Source organism: Sphingomonas sp. 1185 (assembly GCF_040544655.1).
In the GTDB taxonomy this organism is placed as follows: domain Bacteria; phylum Pseudomonadota; class Alphaproteobacteria; order Sphingomonadales; family Sphingomonadaceae; genus Sphingomonas.
The window spans coordinates 76,100-93,715 of the sequence record NZ_JBEPKL010000007.1; the positions used below are offsets into that span (position 1 = coordinate 76,100).

Below are 17,616 nucleotides of genomic sequence, written 5' to 3' on the forward strand. Positions count from 1 at the left end.
GTCCCAACGGCCGTTCACGCTGAGCGAAGTCGAAGCGCATGTCCCGCGTTTTGCCAGGAACCCCCTGTCATCCCGTGGCCTTCGACTTCGCTCAGGCTGAACGGAGGGAGGGGGGCCGGTAGGACTGGAGAAAGGGGCTCAGCTGTCCTTCTTGGGGTTGTTCATCTTGCGCACCGTCTCCCACGCCTCGGCAATGTCGGCGATGCTGGCCGCGACGTTGCGGAACACCTGGGCGTTCTGGCCCAGCGAGGCGTCGACGATCTGCTTGCGCGCGCCGCCATAGAGCTTGGCGAAGGTGATCGACATCTCGCCGCCATTCTCGAAATCGAGTCCCGCCTCCAGCGCGAACAGGATCGCGGTGGCGCGCGTCACCCGCTCGCTCTTGCGCGCCAGCTGGCCATGTTCGGTCGCCCAGGCGGCGGAGCGGAGCGCGGCGACCAGTTCCTCGTAGAGAAGCGTGACCAGCGCGGGGCCATCGGCCATGGCGGTGCGGCCGACCACATCGATCTGGCGATAGACGGCGGCAGGATCGGTCAGAAGGGCGGAGGCGTACGTCATCTCAATTGCCCTTCGTCCACATCTTCACCTGCTGGTCCATGAAACTCTGCACCGATTTATAGGCGGTGACTCGGCTGTTCATCTGCGCGAAGCGCGCGGTCAGCGCGTCGCTGGCCGTCTGGCGGGAGTCCGCCAGCTTGGTCTGCGCCAGGGCCGTATCCGATTTCTGCTGGGTCAGATTGTTATAGGAGGCGGTCAGGCCATAGATGCTGCTGGTCGACGACATCTGGATCGTGTTCATCTGGGCCGACAGGCCAATGACATTGTCGTCGCTGGCCCGGAACATCTTCTCGACCACGTCGGGATATTTGCTGAGCGCCTGCGACAGGCGGGTCTGGTCGACGGTCAGCGTGCCGTCCTTCTCGGTCTTCACGCCCAGATCGGCCAGGGTCAGCGGGGCGCCCGCCGCCGAATCGCCGGGCACCAGCTTGGTCGTGGTGATGGTCCGCAGGGTCTGGGCCAGCGAACGCGCGGCGGGGTCGGCGCGCAGCGAGCCGGTGATCGGATCGGTCGCCTTGGTGATCGCCTTCATATTGTCGTTGAAGGTCGACACGAAGTTGGACACGACATTGCTGAGCGCGGTGGTCGGCGACGAACCGGTCAGCGATACCGCCTTGCTGGTCACCGCCGACAGGGTCATGGTCACGCCCTGGACCAGATCGCTGACGGTGTTCGAAGAGCGTTCCACGGTGACGCCGTCCATCGTGATGCTGGCATTGGCCGCGGTCGACGAGGTGGAGGTGCCGCTCGCATTGTTGCCCACGTTCAGCCGTGACAGGCCGGCCGTGTCGCCTTCGCTCGCGGTGATGGTGAAGCTGTTGTCCTTGCCGGTCGCGCCCGAGAAGGACAGATAGGCGTTGCCCGACGAATCGGTGATGACGGCGGCTTTGACGCCGGTATTGGCGGCATTGATCTTGGCCGCGAGCGCCGCCGGGGTCGAATCGGCGCTGTTGATGGTGACCGAAATCGCATCCTTCGACCCGACCTTGATCGACAGGCTTCCCGTGCCCAGCGAGGCGGTCGAGGAATAGGAGGATTTGGTCGAGGAGACCTGCGCGGTCGCGAGCGCGTTGATGGTGATCGACTTGGACATGCCCGCCAGCTTGGCGCCCGCCGAGGTGGTGACGGACAGGCTGTTGGGGTCCGAACTGACCGCCTGCGTCGCGAGCGTCCCCCCCTTTGCCAGCGAGGCCAGGGCGGAGGCGAAATCGGTGATGCTGCTCTTGATCGAGGACACGTCCGAAATCTTCGAGGTCAGCGTGTCCGACTGGGTCTTCAGCGCCGCCGTCTTCGCGGCGAACTGGGCCTCGATCAGCGCTGGGACGACCGACGACAGGTCGATGCCCGATCCCGTCTGCAGCGAGTTGAACAGCGCCTGGGCGGCCGTCTTGGTGGTGCTGGCGGTCGTACTGGTCGTCGTACTGGTCGACGACGCGGTCACGGAAACATCAGTCATCGGCAATCCTTCGGCACGCGCCCGACATCCTTAACGGCCGCCTGCGTCCGAACTTTAGGCGGATGCGGCGAATGGAGCGCGGCGATCACGGCCTCGCCCCTCATGGCTGGGCCACGCCGTTCTCGTCGAAGCGGGCGCCCTCCGGCACTTCGACCGGCGGCTGGGCGGTGCCGCCCGCGCCCGCATTGAGCCCGAAGACGAAGGCCAGGACGACCGCGATCGCCTGATACAAATCGGCGCGCACTTCCTGCCCCTCGCGGCTGGTATAATAGACCGCGCGGGCGAGCTGCGGATATTCCAGCACCGGCGTGTCGAGCTCGGCGGCGAGCTCGCGGATCGCCAGCGCGGTGGCGCCGCGACCCTTGGCGACGACGACCGGCACCTCGTCTTGGCCCCGCTCGTAGCGCAGCGCGACCGCGAAATGGGTCGGGTTGGTCAGGATGACATGCGCCTCCTGCACCGCCGCGCGCACCGCCCGGCGCGACATCTCGCGCTGCTTGCCGCGGATATGCGCCTTGGCCTCGGGGTTGCCTTCGCTTTCCTTATGCTCGTCCTTGACCTCCTGCTTGGTCATCTTGAGCTTCGACATCAGCTGGAAGATCTGGATCGGCACGTCGAAGCCCGCGATCAGGACCAGCCCCATGCCCATCACCAGCAGGATGGTGGTGAAGGTGCCGCCCAGCGACCCGATCGCGCTGTTCAGGTCGGACTGGGCCAGCCCCATGGTGGTGCGCGACGAGCGCCACAACAGCACGCCGCCGATCGCGCCGAGCAGCACGACCTTGAGCAGCGACTTGCCAAGCTCGGTCCAGCCCTGCATCCCAAAGATGCGCTTCAGCCCCGAGGCGGGGTTGAGCTTGGACGGCTTGGGCGCCAGCGCCTTGGCGTTGAAGTGGAGCGAGCCCAGCCCCGCCTGCGACGCGATGGTCGCGACGATCGTGACCGCGAACAGCGAGGCGAGCGAGGGCAGCAGCTTCCATCCCGCCTCCATCAGCGGGCGGAACGGCTCGAAATCCTCGACATCGGCATGGGTGAACTGGAAACTGGTCGCCATCACCGCCTTGCACGCGCCGAGCAAGGTGGGCCCCGCGAACATCAGCCAGGCGATACCCGCCATCATCACCAGGGCCGCCGCCAGGTCGCGGCTGCGCAGCACCTGCCCGTCGTCGCGCGCTTTGTCGCGACGCTTTTGGGTTGGGGCTTCTGTTTTCTCGCCGCCCTCCGACATCAGCCGATCACCAATGTTTCGGTGGCGGACAGCGCCTCGCGGATGATGACGAGCATGTAATCGCCCATGGCGGGGAAGGCGACGGCGATGGCGATGACGCCGACGCCGAGCGCGGCGGGCAGGCCCACCGAGAAGAGGTTGAGCGCGGGCGCGGCGCGGCTCATCATGCCGACCACCAGGTTCAGGCAGAGCAGCAGGAACCCGACCGGCAACGCCAGCAGCAGTCCGGCGAGGAACGCATAGCCGCCGAACAGTGCGATCGCCTTGAACTGCGTCGGGGCCATCCAGGCCTGGCCGGGGGGCAGCGCCTCATAGCTTTTCACGATCGTCTCGACGAGGACCAGATGCCCGTCGACCGACAGGAACAACAGGGTCAGCATGACGGTGAAGAACTGGCCCAGCGCCTGGGTCGAACGGCCGTTGAGCGGATCGATGGTCGCGGCGAAGTTGATCCCCATCGACCCGCCGATCAGCTCGCTGGCGACCAGCGGCGCGGTGAAGGCGACCTGGAGGATCAGCCCCAGCGCCAGCCCTACGATCGCCTCGGCCGCGACCGACAGGATGGTGGGGACCGAGAAGATGACCGGCGGCGGCACCACCGGATGGACCGAATTGACGAGGAAGGCGATGGCCCCGGCCAGGCTGATCCGGACGGGCAGGGGGATCGACACCGCACCGAATACGGGCGCGGTGATGAACGCCGCCCCGATGCGGATCATCAGGAACAGGATCGCCCAGGCCTGCGGCTCGATCGAGAGGCCGAAGCCCAGCATGTTACTTTACCCGGACCTTCACTTAACCAAGTCCGGGATGCGCTCGAACATGCTGACGGTGAAGTCGCTGAGCAGCCCGACGATCAGGCTGCCGAAGATCAGGATCGAGACGGCGACGACGATCAGCTTCGGGACGAAGGACAGCGTCTGCTCGTTGATCGAGGTCGCGGCCTGGATCATGCCGATCACCAGACCCGAGACGAGCACGGGCAGCAGGATCGGCGCGGCGGCGAGCGCCAGCACCCACATGGTCTGGTTGGCCAGCGTCAGGAAATATTGGGCGTCCATGATGCGGTCTTTGTCCCGTGTGGGTCAGGGTTTCCCATGGCCTTCGACTTCGCTCAGGCTGAACGGGGTTATGGTCCGAAAATGGTTAACGAAGGCCTTCCGCTACGGCCGTTCAGGCTGAGCCGATGAGGGGAGGGGGCTCTTCCCTACAGCCGTTCAGGCTGAGCGAAGTCGAAGCCCACGCCCCACCCTTCAAGTCGCGAAACTGTTCGCCAGACTGCCCATGGTCAGCGCCCATCCGTCGACCAGCACGAACAGCAGCAGCTTGAACGGCAGCGAGATGATCGAGGGCGACAGCATCATCATGCCCAGCGCCATCAGCACGGTGGCGACCACCAGATCGATGACGATGAAGGGCAGGAAAATGAGAAAGCCGATCTGGAACGCGGTCTTCAGCTCCGAGGTGACGAAGGCGGGCAGCAGCACGGCATAGGGAATGTCGTTGGGGCTGGCATAGGGGCCCGACTTGGCCATTTCGGCGAACATCGTGACGTCCTTCACCCGCGTCTGCTTGGCCATGAAGGCGTGGAGCGGGGCGCCGGCGGTCTTGATCATCTCGGTGCCGGGCAGGCGACCCTCGGCATAGGGCTGGATCGCGTTCGCGTTGATCTGGCTGATGGTCGGCGCCATGATGAACAGCGACAGGAACACCGACAGGCCGATCAGCACCTGGTTGGGCGGGGTCTGTTGCAGGCCCAGCGCCTGGCGCAGGATGGCGAGCACGATGACGATCCGGGTGAAGCTGGTCATCATCAGGATGATGCCCGGCAGGATCGTCAGCAGGCCCATGATGATCAGGACCTGGAGCGACAGGCTCAGCGAGCCCGAACCGCCATTGGCCCCGCCGCCCAGCTGGCCCAGCGCGCGGTCGACCGCGTCGCCGACACCCGGTGCGGGGGCGGCGGCCGGGGCTGCGCCGGGTGCGGCCTGGGCGAAGGCGGGCATGGCGATGACCAGCGCCAGCAGCAGCGCGAGCAGGATCCACAGCGGCTTCAGGCTGCGGCGCGGCGCACCCTGGCTATGGGCGCGGATCAGCGCGGGGCCGGTGCCGCGACGGGTGACGGAAATGCTCATTGGTCGAACGATGTCGGCTTGGGTGCGAAGCGCGAGACGAAGTCGCCGCGGCGCGGGGGGGTGGGCGGCACGGGCGCGGGGGCGATCGGGGCCTGGCCCTTGCCCTCCACCTTGTCGACCAGCTGGACGCCGCCGCGCCCGACCGAGACGAGCAGGTTGCGCCCCTCGAACTCGATGACCGCCAGCCGCAGGCCGGGCGAGATCATCATCGTCTCGCGGACATGGATCAGCCGCGTCGCGGGACGGCCCGGCATCCGGCTTTCCAGCCGCCGCCACAGATACAGGCACCCGATCATCAGCCCGCAGATCAGCGGCAGCAGGACGGCGAGCTTCAGGATGTAGGACCAGAGCATGGCGGGGGTCAGCCGCGCTTGTCGGGGTTGACCAGCTCGGTCATGCGCACGCCGAAACGGTCGCCGACCGTCACAACCTCGCCACGCCCGATCAGCGTGCCGTTGACCAGCACGTCGAGCAGTTCGTTGGCCTGGCGGTCCAGCTCGATCACGCTCGATTCGGACAGCGCCAGCAGCTCGCGGAGCGACAGCTGGGTCGAGCCGATCTCGACGGTCAGCTTGACATCGACATCCTGGAGCAGCCGGAAATTGGCGGCGACCGACGTGTCGACGGGGAATCCCCCGGCCATATCGTTCATTCTACGGGTCCTTCGTGAAAATTCTGCGCCAGACCTTCGTCCGAGCGGGCAAGCGAGGTGAGCTGGACGGCGGCGCGACCATTGGCGGTGCCGACCGTGCCCATGCCGAGCAGGTCGCCGCCGACCATCACCGGCACTTCGGGGCCGAAGCTGATCGGGATCACGTCGCCGATCTTCAGCTCCATCAGGCGGCTGAGCGAGACGACGGGTTCGGCCAGCACCGAGCGGACCGGGAAACGCACCGTCATCACCGCGCGGGTCAGGTCGCCGCGCCAGGTCGGATCGGCCTCGGCCTGCTTGTCGACGACCTTGCCGGTCAGCGCCGAGCCGTGCGGCTTCAGGGCGGCGACCGGATAGAGGATGTCGAGCATGGTCGGGCGGCGGTTATGCCCCGCAATGCCGAAGCGGGTGACGATCATCGCATCCTCGCCCTCCAGGCCCGGCAGCATCGCGGGCGAGGATTCGGGCGGGCCCGCGGTGAACTCGATCCGGGCGAGCGATTCCCAGGCGCGGCGCAGCGGCTCGGCCATCATGCCGCCCAGGCGACGGATCATCGCGTCGGCGGCGGGCGAGAACTCGCCGGGCAGCGTGTCGGGCGCGGTGCCGTTCCCGCCGAACAGCAGGTCGATCAGCGACAGGCTGAACCCGCCCTCCAGCACGCACAGCGCATGGGCATTGTCCTGGATCGGCGGGCCGCCGACCGACACCATCGCCATCGGCAACCACGCGCTCAGGCCGTCGCCGCGCTCGGCGCGATAGTCGGAAAAACGCTGGACGACCAAAGGCTCGGCCCAGCAGCGCAGCTCTTCGCGAAGAAGCGATTCGAACAGCCCCCGCAGCGACCGCGCGAGGCGCGCGGACAGATGCTGCATCGTGTGCAGGTCGCCGAACGGATTGAGCTTCGTCGTCCCCAGCACGCCGTGATCGGCGCTTTGGGGACGAAGACGCTCGCGTTCGTCGGCCTGGGCGGGGGCGTTAACCATGCCTCACTGAACAACGAAATTGGTAAAGTAGACGTTAGCGATACCCCCGAATCCCTCCTTTTGCCGAAGAATCTCGTTGATCGCGTCGACCAGCTTGCGTTGCAGCTGGCGCTTGCCCTCGCTGCTGAACACCTGTTCCTCATTGGCATCGCCCAGCGCCATCAGGATCGCCGAGCGGACCGCCAGGTCGTTGGTCTTCAGATTGTTGATGACCGTGTCGTCATAGGGGGTCGACACCGCCAGCCCGACCTGGATGACATGCACCGAGTCGCGCAGGTTCGAGGTGAAGTCCTTGGGCATCTCGTAATAGTTGGACGCATAGCGTTCGCCGCCGTCGCCGACCGGGGTCGCCATGCCGACATGCTCCTTGGCCTCGCCGCCTTCGCCGCCCTCGCCGCCGCCATGGCCGCCGCCCTCGCCACCTTCGCCCTCGCCGCCTTCACCCGCGCGCTTCTGCTCGGACTTGGGCACCAGCTTGGGGCCGGGGTGGTTGGCCTCGGCCTCGGCTGCGCCATGGTCCTCTTCCTTGGCATGGCCGCCGCCGATCAGGCCCGAATTGGCGGCATAGAGCCCCGCGCCGACGCCCCCGCCCAGCAGGACGAGCACGCCGACCACCATCACGATGATCTTGCCCAGCTTGCCCTTCTTCTTGGGTGCCTTCTCTTCGGTTTCCTTGGCGTCGCTCATGTCTCGATCCTCAGGCGATTCGGGTGGTGGCGTCGGCGGGGGCATCCCCGGCGTCGCTGGAGGCCGTCCCCCCGGCAAGCGCCGGGCGGGTGGGCAGAACGGGTTCGGGCTGGCGCTGCGGCTGGCGCTCGCCGCCGCCGCCGCCCGACTGGCCCAGATCGACCGCCGTCTGGCCCAGCCGCATGCCCTTTTCCTCGGCAAGCCGGGCGAGCGTCGGCTGCGCATCGGCGAGCATCGTCGCGGTCTGCGCCTGGTCGGCGGTGAAGTGGATATGAGTCGCGCCGTCCTCATGGCGCAGCGCGACCGCGATGCCGCCCAGCGCGTCGGGAGACAGCTGGATCCGGGTGTCGGCGGTGGCGGCGTCCTCGCGCATCCGCTCGATCCGGTCGATCATGCCCTGCGGCCAATGGCCTTGCGTCATGTCGAGCGGGGCCTGCTCGGCGCCCGTCATCGCCGCGACCGGCGCGGCGGTCAGCGAATCGGCGCGGGCCAGCGTCGCGGGGTCGATGGCGCCCAGCCCTGTATCCTTGCGGCGGCCGGACCGCTCCTCGGGTTCGTCCTGTGCCGCGCGCATGGCACCGGCGAACAGCTGGATGGCGGGCGCGGTCTGGCCCGTCTGCAGGACCGCGGCGGAGGCTTCGGCGGTCGGCGGCGGGGCAAGCGGCACGGCCTGCGCCGTGGCGGCAAAGCGCGCCGGCACGTCCGAGCGTAGCGCCGGGCCCTGCTCCCGAGTGGCTTGGGTTACGGTCGAATCGGTCGACAGGGTCGCCAACACCGCTTCCCCCGTCGAGCGGAGGGTGGACCCCGTACCGGAGGGCAGGGGGGCGGTGGTCCGTGTCGCGGATGCCGTGGTCGCAAGGGCCTGCCCATCGCCGGGAGCGGCCATCGCCTGTGCCGGTATGTCCGCAGCGACCGGCAGGACTCTGGACGGGAAGCGGGGCGCCTTCGCCAAGCCTGTCGTGTCGCTTGACGCGACCGTATTGGCGGTTACCGTCCCGTCGCTGGCAGCAGCCATCGCCTGTGCCGGTATGTCCGCAGCGACCGGCAGGGCTTCGGACGGGAAGCGGGGCACCTTCGCCAGGCCTATCGTACCGTTCGACGCGACCGCATCGGCGGGTGCCGCGCCGTCGCTGGTGGAAGTGGCCACGGGCATCGCCTGTTCCGGCGAAACCGGCATGGTGGCGAGCAGCGTCGTGATCGGGGCGGCCGAGGCGCGTACCGCATCGGTCGGTGCCGCCACGGTCGTCTCCTCGACCGGAAGGATCGGGAGCGGCGGCACCGCCATCGGCAAGAGGGTGGCGTCGCTCGGCAAGGGCTTGCCGTCCTTGTCCGTCTCGCTGCCGCTCCCGGCGGTATCGCCGCCGGTCTTGCCCTTGCCCTGTTTCGCGGCCTGGCCCGTCTCCGCCGTGGCGTCCCCGCCCATGCCGGGCACCAGCGCGAACAGCATCGCGAAGGCGGAGCTCATCGCATCGCCCGCGCCCGCCGTCAGCGACGAGCGGACGGCGGAGGGGCCGGAAGCGGGGACGGAGGCGAGGGGCGACATCATGACAGACATGTCAGCAAGGTTCGTGCCGATTGCGCCGGTTGCCGCCGCTGGACGGCATGTCCTCCAGCGCGCGCATCTCGGCGCGGATCGCGGCGAGGCGCGCGCGGTCGAGCAGCTTCTCGACCGCCGTCTGGTCGCGCTTGGCGGCCTTGGTCTGTTCGCCCGCATGGGCGGCGCGCTGTTCGGCGACCTGGATGCGCATGGTCGCGGCATCGGCCGATTCGAGCAGCCGGTTGCGGAAATGCGCATTGGCCATCAGCGACCCCGCCGAGGCGCTGGCGGTCGGGGCGGGGGATACCGCCTCGATCAGCTGGCCGATACGCTGGGAGAGTTGCTGTTCGGTGGCGACGCGTTCCTGCGCGCGCGCTTCCTCCGCCATCGTCAGGTTGAGTTGCAGCGTGCGGACCCGGTGGAGCCGGTTCAGCATCGTCTGTTGCCGGGATGCCATGGATGTCCCCCTTTACCGGGCTCAGCCGAGCGGCTGGCCGAAAATGCCCACCAGTTCCTCGACCGCATGATCGAGCGGCACGACCTCGTCGGCGTCCTGCCGGATATATTCCATCACCGCCGGATGGCAGGCGATGGCGGCGTCGATCGCGGGATCGGCGCCGGCGCGATAGGCGCCCATCAGGACGAGATCGCGGTTTTCCTCATAGGTCGCCAGATGACGACGCAGCGTCCGCGCGGCCTGGGCATGGGGCTTGCCGACAATGTCGGTCATCACGCGGCTGACCGAGGGGCCGATGTCGATCGCGGGATAGACGCCGCGCTCGGCGAGATGGCGGTTGAGCACGATATGCCCGTCCAGGATCGAGCGCGCCGAGTCGACCACCGGGTCGTTGCCGTCGTCGCCGTCCGCCAGCACGGTGTAGATGGCGGTGATCGATCCCGGCCCATGCGCATCGGCGCCCGCCCGCTCGATCAGATTGGGCAGCATCGCAATGGCCGAGGGCGGATAGCCGCGCGCCGAGGCGGGTTCGCCCAGCGCCAGCCCGATCTCGCGACCGGCATGCGCGACGCGGGTCAGCGAATCCATGATGAGGAGGACCTTCTTGCCCTCGGCGCGGAAGGCCTCGGCAATGGCGGTGGCGCGGAGGGCCCCGCGGATGCGCAGCACCGGCGAATGGTTGGCGGGCACCGCGACCACCACCGAGCGCGCGCGGGCTTCACCGGCGACCTTGGTTTCCAGGAAGTCGGCGACCTCGCGGCTGCGCTCGCCGATCAGGCCGATGACGATGACGTCGGCGCGTGCGGCGCGGACCATCATGCCCAGCAGCACCGACTTGCCGACGCCCGAGCCCGCCATGATGCCGACGCGCTGGCCCTGGCCGATGGTCAGCAGGCCGTTGATCGCGCGCACGCCGACATCCATCGGCTCCAGCACGCGACCCCGGTCGAGCGGCGACTGCATCCGGCCCGCCAGCGGCCAGCGGCCCGCGCCGCGAATGGGGCCCAGGCCGTCGATCGGCTTGCCCGATCCGTCGACCACGCGGCCGAGCATCGCCGCACCTACTTCCGCCTCGCCCGGAGGGCCGAGCGGGCGCACCGGCGCGCGCGGGAGCAGCGGCGCGGGGCCGCCCAGATTCATCATCAGCGTGCGGCCGTTGCGGAAGCCGATCACCTCGGCCTCGACGCACGATCCGCCCTTCTCGCCGATCGCGCAGACCGTACCGACCGGCAGCGAGAGGCCGACCGCCTCCATCAGCAACCCGTCATAGGAGGCCAGCCGCCCCGCCACCACGGGACGCGGCGCGAAGTCGGCCTGGGCCAGCGTATCGAGATAATCGGCGGTGAAACGGTTCAGCATTGGGGAACGGGCACCTTGTCGATCGCGGCGGAAAGCTGGTCGAGCCACAGCGAGGGGCCGTCCTCGACGATGGTGGACGCGCTTTCGAGGACGAAGCCGCCGCGCTCCACGGCGGGGTCGCCGACCGGGAAGACGGTCTGGGGCAGGCGGCCTTCGAGCAGCGCGACATCGTCCGGATGGACGCGCAGCATCGCGGCTTCCTGCGCATCGGCCAGCAGGTCGATCGCGGCCTCGATCCGGCCGGTCAGCCGGTCGGCATCGACGCCGATCTCGCCCACCAGCTTGCCGACCAGGGCAAGGACGGTCTGGCGCAGCTGTTCGGCCATCATCGACCGGTCGACGCGCGAGGACAGCGCCTGCGCGATCGCATCGACCATCTGGCCGTCGCGCGCCTCGGCCTCGGCCCGCGCCTGGAACTGCGCGGCGGCGGCGGCCAGCCCGGCGGCATAGCCCTCGGCATGACCGGCATCGTGCGCGGCGGTGATCGGATCGATTGCAGGGGCCGCCGCGTCCTCGCACGCCGCGAACGGGTCCCAGCCCTCGGTCGGGTCCTGGTCGCGATTGGCGGGGTGGAAGTGGCGCGGTTGCCCGTCGGCCTGCCGGGGCGCGCCGCCGGTCTGGCCCGCGCCCGTGCCCGCCGGTCCCTGCGGCCGGAAGGAGATCGGCCCCGAGCCCAGGTCGATGCCCAGCCCCGCCATGTTGGACGGCGCGAAGCCGCCCGGCGGGGCGAAGGCCTGGTGCAGCGCGGCCGCGGCGGCATTCTGGCGTGCGGAGAAACCCGCGACGAAATCAGACATAGTCGTCCTCGCCTCCGCCCATCATGATCGTACCTTCCTTGGCGAGATTGCGCGCGACGGTGATCATCGCCTTCTGCGCCTCGAGCACCTCGGACAGCTTCATCGGCCCGCGCGACTCGATCTCGTCGCGGATACCCGCCGCCGCGCGTGCCGACATGCAACCCAGGAAGCGTTCGCGGGCGGCCTCTTCCGCGCCCTTGAGCGCGCGGGTGAGGATTTCGCCGTCGACGTTGCGGATGAGCGTGCCCAGATTCTTGTCGTCCATGTCGAGCAGGTTCTCGAAGATGAACAGCGCCTCCTCGATCTGCTTGGCGACGTCGCGGTCGATCTTGAAGAGCTTGGGCATGACCCGCTGCTCGGTCGCCTTGCGCGCGCTCGACAGGATCTTGGCCGCCTCGCGCGAACCGCCGAGCGCCAGGCCCTGGCCGCCGCCACTGCCCTCGCTCCAGCGCTTGAGGATCTCGTTCAGCGTGTCGATCGCCTGCGGCGTCACCGGGCCCAGCCGCGCGACGCGGTGGAGGATGTCGGGCTGCATCGTCTCGGGAAGCAGTTCCAGCACCTTGCCCGCGACGGCGGGATCGCAATTGGCGATCAGGACCGCGCCGATCTGGGGATGTTCCTTCTCGACGATCTTGGCGATGTCGACGGGATCGAGCCAGCCGAGCATCTCGATCTCGCACTGCGCCTCGGTGGGCACGATGCGCGACAGCACGCTGCCGGCGCGTTCGGGGCCGAGCGCGCGGTTCATCAGATTCTCGACGATCGGCTTGGGCTGGAACGCGATCGAGGCGCGGGCGCGGGCACAGCCGACGAAATCGTCCAGAACGAAGCCGACATCCTGCTCGCTGACATCGGCGATCGAATACATCGCCTTGCCCAGTTCGCGGACCTCGTCGGGCTCCAGCTTCTGGAGGATAGCGGCGGCTTCTTCCTCGCCCACCAGCATCATCAGGACCGCGGCGCGCTCGACACCCGAATAGACGCGCCCTTCTTCGGCAGAGGCCATTATTGCTGCGCCTCCGAACGGATCATGTCGCGGACGGCCAGCGCGGCGCGCGCCGGATTGTCACGGGTGAAGCCGCGCACCTTGGTGATGCGCTCGTTGAAATTGTTCGTGTCCTCGATCTCGTCGAGCGTCACGGCGGGCGGCTGCGTGCCGATCATGCCGGGCAGGGGCTGGCCGTCCGCGCCGACCCACACCGGCTGGCCGTTGGGACCGATCCGCACGGGTTCGCCGTTGGGGCCGATCACCGGCTGGCCATCGGCGCCCATCAGCACTTCGCCGACACCCTCGCCCGCGCCCGCGCCGTCGGCGGCGCCCATGGGCAGCGCCTTGGCCGCCTCGGCCTCGGCCTTCTTGCGGGTCATCGCCTTGACCAGCGGACGCACGCCCAGCAGCAGGACCAGCAGCGCGATGACCAGCGCGGTGGCGTTGCGGGCGACGATCGGCAGCCAGCTATTGTCATACCAGGCGCGCTTGTCGTCCAGGCTGGCGTCGGCGAACTTGCGGCTGATGACGGTGACATTGTCGTTGCGCTGCTGGTCGAAGCCGACCGCCGACTTCACCAGGTCGGAAATCTGGCTGATCTCCATCTGGCTGCGCTTGCCGGTGGCGGGATCGCGCAGCAGGACCGCGACGGTCAGCCGCTTGATCGAACCCGGCGTGGCCCGCGTCACCGAAACCTCCTTGTTCAGGTCATAGGCGCGCTGGAAGGCGTCGGACTGCTTTTCCGGATTGAGGCCCGGGCCACCGGCGACCGGCTTGCCATCGGCGGGCGGGTTGCCGCTCGCGCCGTTCGCGGGTTGAGGCTGTTGCAGCGTGCTGGCGGGCGGCGGCGTGTTGGACAGCGCGCCGGGGATGCCGCCGGGGGTGGTCGGGTCCTTCTGGTTGCCGGTCCAGTTGCCGGTTTCGGCCCGCAGCGCGCCGTCCTTGTCGTAACGCTCGCTCGTGGCGCTGGTCTCGTCGAGATTGACGTCGGCCTGCACCTCTGCGGTGAAGTTGCCCGCGCCGACCAGCGGGGTCAGCAGCTGGATCAGCTGGGTGCGGTATTTCTCTTCCATGCGGCGCTGGAAATCGATCCGGCGATCGTCGCCGGTCGCGCCGTCGGCGCCCTTCTTGGACAGCAGGCCGCCCATCTGGTCGACCACGGTCACATCCTCGGGCTTCATGCCCGGCACCGACGAGGCGACGAGGTTGACGATCGACTGGACCTGCGATTCCGACAGCGAGCGCCCGGCATTCAGCTTGAGCACCACCGAGGCCGAGGGCGAGGATTTGTCGCGGATGAAGGGCGAGGCGTCGGGCGTGGCGAGGTGCACACGCGCCTCGGCCACCGCATCGATCTCCTGGATCGAGCGGGCCAGCTCGCTCTCGCGCGCCTGGCGAAGCCGTTCGCCCTCGACCGCGCGGCTGACGCCCATCGGCAACTGGTCGAGGATCGCATAGCCGCCGGGCGCCTGCTTCGGCAGCCCCTGGCCCGCCAGCAGCATCCGCGCCCGGGAATAATCCTCTTCGTTGACGGTCAGCGCGCCGGTGCCGTCGTTGATCCTGCTCTTGATGTTCGCCGCCGACAGCGCGGTCGTCACCGCCTGCTTGTCCGCGTCCGACAGATTCTCGAACAGCGTCTTCTGCGTCGGGCTGGACAGCGCCATCCAGGCGAGCGCGGCGGCCGCGATCAGCCCGATCAGCAGCGCCATCGGCGCGGAGCGGCGGACGGCGGGCTGCGCCATCACCGACTTGATCTGGCGAAGCGGGTTGGCGAACTTTTCCGGCAGCGGCGGCAGGGCCGGTGCGGGATTGGTCGATGCGGGGGTGAGGGCAGTGCTCATCTTACACCGGCATGCTCATGATGTCCTTGTAGGCGGACAGGAGTTTGTTGCGGACCTGCAGCGTCGCCTCGAACCCGACCGACGCCTGCTGGCGGGCCATCATCACCTTGGCGATGTCGACGGTTTCGCCGCGTTCATAGCTTTCGGACAGGCGGGCGGCCTGTTGCTGGCCCTCGTTCACGCCCTTCAGCGCGGACTCCAGCGTGTCGGCGAAGGTCGCCGGCGCGGCCGGGGCTTGAGTCTGGGCGGCCTGTGCCGCCTGATTGGCACCGGCCTGGCTTGCCGCCTTGAGCGCCTGATTGCGTTCCAGGATCTGGGCACGAAGCGCCATCACCCGGTCGACGCTCATCGCGCCGCCGACACCGCCGACGCTCATGCCATCATGGCCCGGCTAGAGGGGCGGATGATCTCCTCGCCCTGCTCGCGCGCCTTGGCGAGGCGATAGCGCAGCGTGCGCTCGGAAATGCCCAGGCGCTTGGCGGTCTCGACCCGGTTGCCGCCGCACGCGGCCAGCATCTCGCGGATCGCGGCGAATTCGCTCATCTGCACGACCTTGCCCAGCGTGGCTTCCGCGGTCGTCACGGTCAGCGGCATGTCATCGGTGTCGTTGGCGACCATCGGGCGGTCGAACACGATATGCTCGGCCTCGATCGTCGCACCGCCCGCGAAGAGCAGCGCGCGCTGGATCACATTCTCCAGCTCGCGGACATTGCCGGGCCAGTTGTGCATCGCCAGCTTCTCGATCGCGGCGGTGCTGGGCCAGGGCATGACGGTGCGGCCGGCGGCGTGGCGCAGGATCATCGTCGCGGCGAGCGCGGGAATGTCCATGCGACGCTCGCCCAGCGCCTTGGTGGTCAGCGGGAAGACCGACAGGCGGTAGTAGAGGTCGGCGCGGAACCGGCCCGCCGCGACTTCGGCCTGGAGGTCGCGATTGGCGCAGGCGATGACGCGGACATCGACCGACTGCGGCATCGACGCGCCGAGCGGGATCACCTCGCGCTCCTGCAGTACGCGGAGCAGCTTGGCCTGGAGCTGGAGCGGCATCTCGGCGATCTCGTCGAGGAGCAGCGTGCCGCCGTCCGCCGCGCGGAAAAAGCCTTCGCCCGCCTGCGCCGCGCCGGTGAACGCGCCCTTCTGGTGGCCGAAGAGCAGTGCCTCGAGCATCGACTCGGGCAGGGCGGCGCAGTTGATCGCGACGAAGGGCTTGGCCGCGCGGGCCGACTGGGCGTGGATGGCGCGGGCCACCACTTCCTTGCCGGTGCCGGTCGGGCCGTTGATGAGGACGGTGATGTCCGACTGGGCGACGCGCTCGGCCAGCGTGAACAGCGCCAGGCTCTCCGGGTCGGCGGCGGTCGGCACGGTCGGCCCGGCGACCAGTGCGCGCACGAAGCTGTTGCCCACGCCCGCCTCGGCCGCCGAATAGGTCACGGTGGCGGGGCGGCCGCCGCTTGCCGGGACGATGGCGGGGGCCGGGCCGTCGATGACGACGACCGAGCGTGCCGGATGCTCGACCGGGTCGCCCTCGGCCAGCAGGAACATGTCCCCGGCCTGGGGAACGGCACCCGACTCGGCGATCGCCAGGCCCTGGGCACGCAGCGCGGAAATCAGCGCGTATTTCTGCTTAACCAGCGCAGCGGAGGGGAAAATCGACGACATCGGGCTTGAGTCCTTTCGTGACTCTCCAATGCCCCTTCTTTGGTAAAACCGTGGTTAATGCGGCAACGCGAACGGCAAGTTTTTTCCGGGCGCGACGCGCGCCCGTATGTGTGCTCGCGACGCACCGGCGCGCGCGCGACCGTTCCGGCAAAACCGGCAAGGCAACCGGCAAAAATTTGCATGCCACCGGCTAAAGCCTGCCGGAAAGCGGCCGTTACTCCACTCGGCGGCTCGGTGATCCAGAGGGGACACAGACGGATCGCCGAGCAGATTTGGAGACATCACATGACCGTTATTGCCAGCAATATCAGTGCATTGCGTGCTACCGCCGCGTCGACCTCGGCGTCCTTGGCCCTCAGCAGCTCGATGGAGCGCCTGTCGACCGGCCAGCGCATCAACTCGGCAAAGGACGACGCCGCCGGTCTGGCGATCAGCAACTCGATGACCGCGCAGATCAAGGGCATGGCGCAGGGCATCCGCAACGCCAATGACGGCATCTCGATGGCGCAGACGGCCGAAGGCGCGCTGAACGAGGTCAGCAACATGCTGCAGCGCATGCGCGAGCTGAAGGTCCAGTCGTCGAACGGCACCTATTCGGCCGACGACAAGAGGAACATCACCAACGAGCAGACGACGCTCGCCGACCAGATCAGCTCGGTCGTGAAGAACACCAAGTTCAACGGCACGGCGCTGTTCAATGCGGCCGCCTCGGTCTCGATCCAGACCGGCGCGACCAGCAGCGATACGGTTTCGATCAATCTGCGCGACATGACCGCGACCTATGCGGCCGGTACCGGCGGCGCGGCCGACACGGGTTCGAAGCTGAGCGCAGTGGTCGATTTCGCCCCGGCTTCGGGTTCGACCTCGCTGAAGTCGGACACGCTGGACAATTACGACGCCGCGATCGCCGACGTGTCGAAGATCCGCGCGGGCCTGGGTGCCACCCAGAACCGTCTCCAGTCGGCGGTCAACAGCGCGACGTCGAACATGACCAACCTGTCCGAAGCGCGCAGCCGCATCCAGGACACCGACTTCTCGGAAGAAACCACCGCGCTCGCCAAGGCGCAGATCCTGAGCCAGGCGTCCACCGCGATGCTGAGCCAGGCCAACCAGTCGCAGCAGGGCGTGCTGAAGCTCCTCGGCTAACGCCCTGGGCGAATGCCGACCGCGGTTATCCCCTCGGTCGCGGAAGGTGGACCCCCCGGTACCTTATAATAGGGTGCCGGGGGGCTCCGCCCGAAAAAACGCGCCCAAACGACTCTTTTCTCTAAAGTCTGGTCCC

The 17,616-nt window shown here is 68.4% G+C and carries 19 protein-coding genes; 1 reads left to right on the top strand and 18 read right to left on the bottom strand.

The genetic code is table 11. The annotated features are described in order from the left end of the window. Positions 1–138 precede the first annotated feature (138 nt). From ABIC44_RS07465 to ABIC44_RS07550, 18 genes are all read right to left on the bottom strand, one after another. A complete protein-coding gene (locus ABIC44_RS07465) occupies positions 139–558 on the bottom strand; it encodes a flagellar export chaperone FliS (protein ID WP_307102081.1) in 420 nt (139 codons plus the stop codon). 1 nt (position 559) lies between these two features. Then, on the bottom strand, positions 560–2,014 hold the full coding sequence (fliD, locus tag ABIC44_RS07470; RefSeq protein WP_354294630.1) for a flagellar filament capping protein FliD: 1,455 nt from the start codon (positions 2,012–2,014) through the stop codon (positions 560–562). Between the two features lie 100 nt (positions 2,015–2,114). Next, positions 2,115–3,242 carry a flagellar biosynthesis protein FlhB gene (gene flhB, locus ABIC44_RS07475; RefSeq protein WP_307102086.1) on the bottom strand — a complete coding sequence of 376 codons (1,128 nt, stop codon included), beginning with the start codon at positions 3,240–3,242 and terminating at the stop codon, positions 2,115–2,117. Continuing rightward, complete coding sequence (gene fliR, locus ABIC44_RS07480; protein WP_354294631.1) at positions 3,242–4,015, bottom strand: flagellar biosynthetic protein FliR; 774 nt, start codon at positions 4,013–4,015, stop codon at positions 3,242–3,244. The genes flhB and fliR overlap by 1 nt, the downstream gene beginning before the upstream one ends. A gap of 18 nt (positions 4,016–4,033) precedes the next feature. Further along, positions 4,034–4,303 (bottom strand): flagellar biosynthesis protein FliQ, encoded by a 270-nt coding sequence (gene fliQ, locus ABIC44_RS07485; RefSeq protein ID WP_307102089.1) that lies wholly within the window; start codon positions 4,301–4,303, stop codon positions 4,034–4,036. Between the two features lie 192 nt (positions 4,304–4,495). After that, positions 4,496–5,377, bottom strand: coding sequence for a flagellar type III secretion system pore protein FliP (gene fliP, locus ABIC44_RS07490; RefSeq protein WP_354294632.1), 882 nt, complete (start codon positions 5,375–5,377; stop codon positions 4,496–4,498). Further along, positions 5,374–5,730 (bottom strand): flagellar biosynthetic protein FliO, encoded by a 357-nt coding sequence (locus ABIC44_RS07495; RefSeq protein ID WP_307102093.1) that lies wholly within the window; start codon positions 5,728–5,730, stop codon positions 5,374–5,376. The genes fliP and ABIC44_RS07495 overlap by 4 nt, the downstream gene beginning before the upstream one ends. Before the next feature lie 8 nt (positions 5,731–5,738). Next, on the bottom strand, positions 5,739–6,029 hold the full coding sequence (gene fliN / locus ABIC44_RS07500) for a flagellar motor switch protein FliN (RefSeq protein ID WP_007406148.1): 291 nt from the start codon (positions 6,027–6,029) through the stop codon (positions 5,739–5,741). Beyond that, positions 6,026–7,012, bottom strand: coding sequence for a flagellar motor switch protein FliM (locus tag ABIC44_RS07505; protein ID WP_354294634.1), 987 nt, complete (start codon positions 7,010–7,012; stop codon positions 6,026–6,028). The genes fliN and ABIC44_RS07505 overlap by 4 nt, the downstream gene beginning before the upstream one ends. Positions 7,013–7,015: 3 nt before the next feature. Continuing rightward, the gene (locus ABIC44_RS07510) at positions 7,016–7,699 is read right to left on the bottom strand and encodes a flagellar basal body-associated FliL family protein (protein WP_354294636.1); all 684 of its coding nucleotides are present in this window, start codon (positions 7,697–7,699) and stop codon (positions 7,016–7,018) included. Positions 7,700–7,709: 10 nt separating this feature from the next. Beyond that, entirely contained in the window at positions 7,710–9,245 is a 1,536-nt protein-coding gene (locus tag ABIC44_RS07515; RefSeq protein ID WP_354294637.1) for a flagellar hook-length control protein FliK, read from the bottom strand. Between the two features lie 10 nt (positions 9,246–9,255). Then, the gene (locus tag ABIC44_RS07520; RefSeq protein ID WP_307102103.1) at positions 9,256–9,693 is read right to left on the bottom strand and encodes a hypothetical protein; all 438 of its coding nucleotides are present in this window, start codon (positions 9,691–9,693) and stop codon (positions 9,256–9,258) included. Positions 9,694–9,714: 21 nt separating this feature from the next. After that, the gene (locus tag ABIC44_RS07525; protein ID WP_307102105.1) at positions 9,715–11,052 is read right to left on the bottom strand and encodes a FliI/YscN family ATPase; all 1,338 of its coding nucleotides are present in this window, start codon (positions 11,050–11,052) and stop codon (positions 9,715–9,717) included. Continuing rightward, positions 11,046–11,849 carry a FliH/SctL family protein gene (locus ABIC44_RS07530; RefSeq protein WP_309691562.1) on the bottom strand — a complete coding sequence of 268 codons (804 nt, stop codon included), beginning with the start codon at positions 11,847–11,849 and terminating at the stop codon, positions 11,046–11,048. Before ABIC44_RS07530 ends, ABIC44_RS07525 begins: the two co-directional genes overlap by 7 nt. Then, positions 11,842–12,855, bottom strand: coding sequence for a flagellar motor switch protein FliG (gene fliG, locus ABIC44_RS07535; RefSeq protein WP_309699813.1), 1,014 nt, complete (start codon positions 12,853–12,855; stop codon positions 11,842–11,844). Before fliG ends, ABIC44_RS07530 begins: the two co-directional genes overlap by 8 nt. Next, entirely contained in the window at positions 12,855–14,678 is a 1,824-nt protein-coding gene (gene fliF / locus ABIC44_RS07540) for a flagellar basal-body MS-ring/collar protein FliF (protein WP_354294640.1), read from the bottom strand. Before fliF ends, fliG begins: the two co-directional genes overlap by 1 nt. Position 14,679: 1 nt before the next feature. Further along, positions 14,680–15,054, bottom strand: a complete 375-nt coding sequence (fliE, locus tag ABIC44_RS07545; protein ID WP_307102113.1) for a flagellar hook-basal body complex protein FliE — start codon at positions 15,052–15,054, stop codon at positions 14,680–14,682. Continuing rightward, positions 15,051–16,334, bottom strand: coding sequence for a sigma-54 interaction domain-containing protein (locus ABIC44_RS07550; RefSeq protein ID WP_354294642.1), 1,284 nt, complete (start codon positions 16,332–16,334; stop codon positions 15,051–15,053). The genes fliE and ABIC44_RS07550 overlap by 4 nt, the downstream gene beginning before the upstream one ends. Positions 16,335–16,619: 285 nt before the next feature. On the opposite strand from ABIC44_RS07550, the gene ABIC44_RS07555 reads away from it, so the two are divergent. Beyond that, positions 16,620–17,480, top strand: coding sequence for a flagellin N-terminal helical domain-containing protein (locus ABIC44_RS07555; RefSeq protein WP_354294643.1), 861 nt, complete (start codon positions 16,620–16,622; stop codon positions 17,478–17,480). The last annotated feature ends 136 nt before the right edge of the window (positions 17,481–17,616 follow it).

Coding starts and splice junctions, on each gene's coding strand:
- ABIC44_RS07555 (WP_354294643.1), top strand. CDS start 16,620: ATGACCGTTATTGCCAGCAATATCAGTGCATTGCGTGCTACCGCCGCG.
- ABIC44_RS07520 (WP_307102103.1), bottom strand. CDS start 9,693: ATGGCATCCCGGCAACAGACGATGCTGAACCGGCTCCACCGGGTCCGC.
- ABIC44_RS07495 (WP_307102093.1), bottom strand. CDS start 5,730: ATGCTCTGGTCCTACATCCTGAAGCTCGCCGTCCTGCTGCCGCTGATC.
- ABIC44_RS07465 (WP_307102081.1), bottom strand. CDS start 558: ATGACGTACGCCTCCGCCCTTCTGACCGATCCTGCCGCCGTCTATCGC.
- fliP (WP_354294632.1), bottom strand. CDS start 5,377: ATGAGCATTTCCGTCACCCGTCGCGGCACCGGCCCCGCGCTGATCCGC.
- ABIC44_RS07515 (WP_354294637.1), bottom strand. CDS start 9,245: ATGATGTCGCCCCTCGCCTCCGTCCCCGCTTCCGGCCCCTCCGCCGTC.
- ABIC44_RS07550 (WP_354294642.1), bottom strand. CDS start 16,334: ATGTCGTCGATTTTCCCCTCCGCTGCGCTGGTTAAGCAGAAATACGCG.
- ABIC44_RS07530 (WP_309691562.1), bottom strand. CDS start 11,849: ATGTCTGATTTCGTCGCGGGTTTCTCCGCACGCCAGAATGCCGCCGCG.
- fliQ (WP_307102089.1), bottom strand. CDS start 4,303: ATGGACGCCCAATATTTCCTGACGCTGGCCAACCAGACCATGTGGGTG.
- fliR (WP_354294631.1), bottom strand. CDS start 4,015: ATGCTGGGCTTCGGCCTCTCGATCGAGCCGCAGGCCTGGGCGATCCTG.
- fliD (WP_354294630.1), bottom strand. CDS start 2,014: ATGACTGATGTTTCCGTGACCGCGTCGTCGACCAGTACGACGACCAGT.
- fliG (WP_309699813.1), bottom strand. CDS start 12,855: ATGGCCTCTGCCGAAGAAGGGCGCGTCTATTCGGGTGTCGAGCGCGCC.
- ABIC44_RS07510 (WP_354294636.1), bottom strand. CDS start 7,699: ATGAGCGACGCCAAGGAAACCGAAGAGAAGGCACCCAAGAAGAAGGGC.
- ABIC44_RS07505 (WP_354294634.1), bottom strand. CDS start 7,012: ATGGTTAACGCCCCCGCCCAGGCCGACGAACGCGAGCGTCTTCGTCCC.
- fliE (WP_307102113.1), bottom strand. CDS start 15,054: ATGAGCGTCGGCGGTGTCGGCGGCGCGATGAGCGTCGACCGGGTGATG.
- fliF (WP_354294640.1), bottom strand. CDS start 14,678: ATGAGCACTGCCCTCACCCCCGCATCGACCAATCCCGCACCGGCCCTG.
- fliN (WP_007406148.1), bottom strand. CDS start 6,029: ATGAACGATATGGCCGGGGGATTCCCCGTCGACACGTCGGTCGCCGCC.
- flhB (WP_307102086.1), bottom strand. CDS start 3,242: ATGTCGGAGGGCGGCGAGAAAACAGAAGCCCCAACCCAAAAGCGTCGC.
- ABIC44_RS07525 (WP_307102105.1), bottom strand. CDS start 11,052: ATGCTGAACCGTTTCACCGCCGATTATCTCGATACGCTGGCCCAGGCC.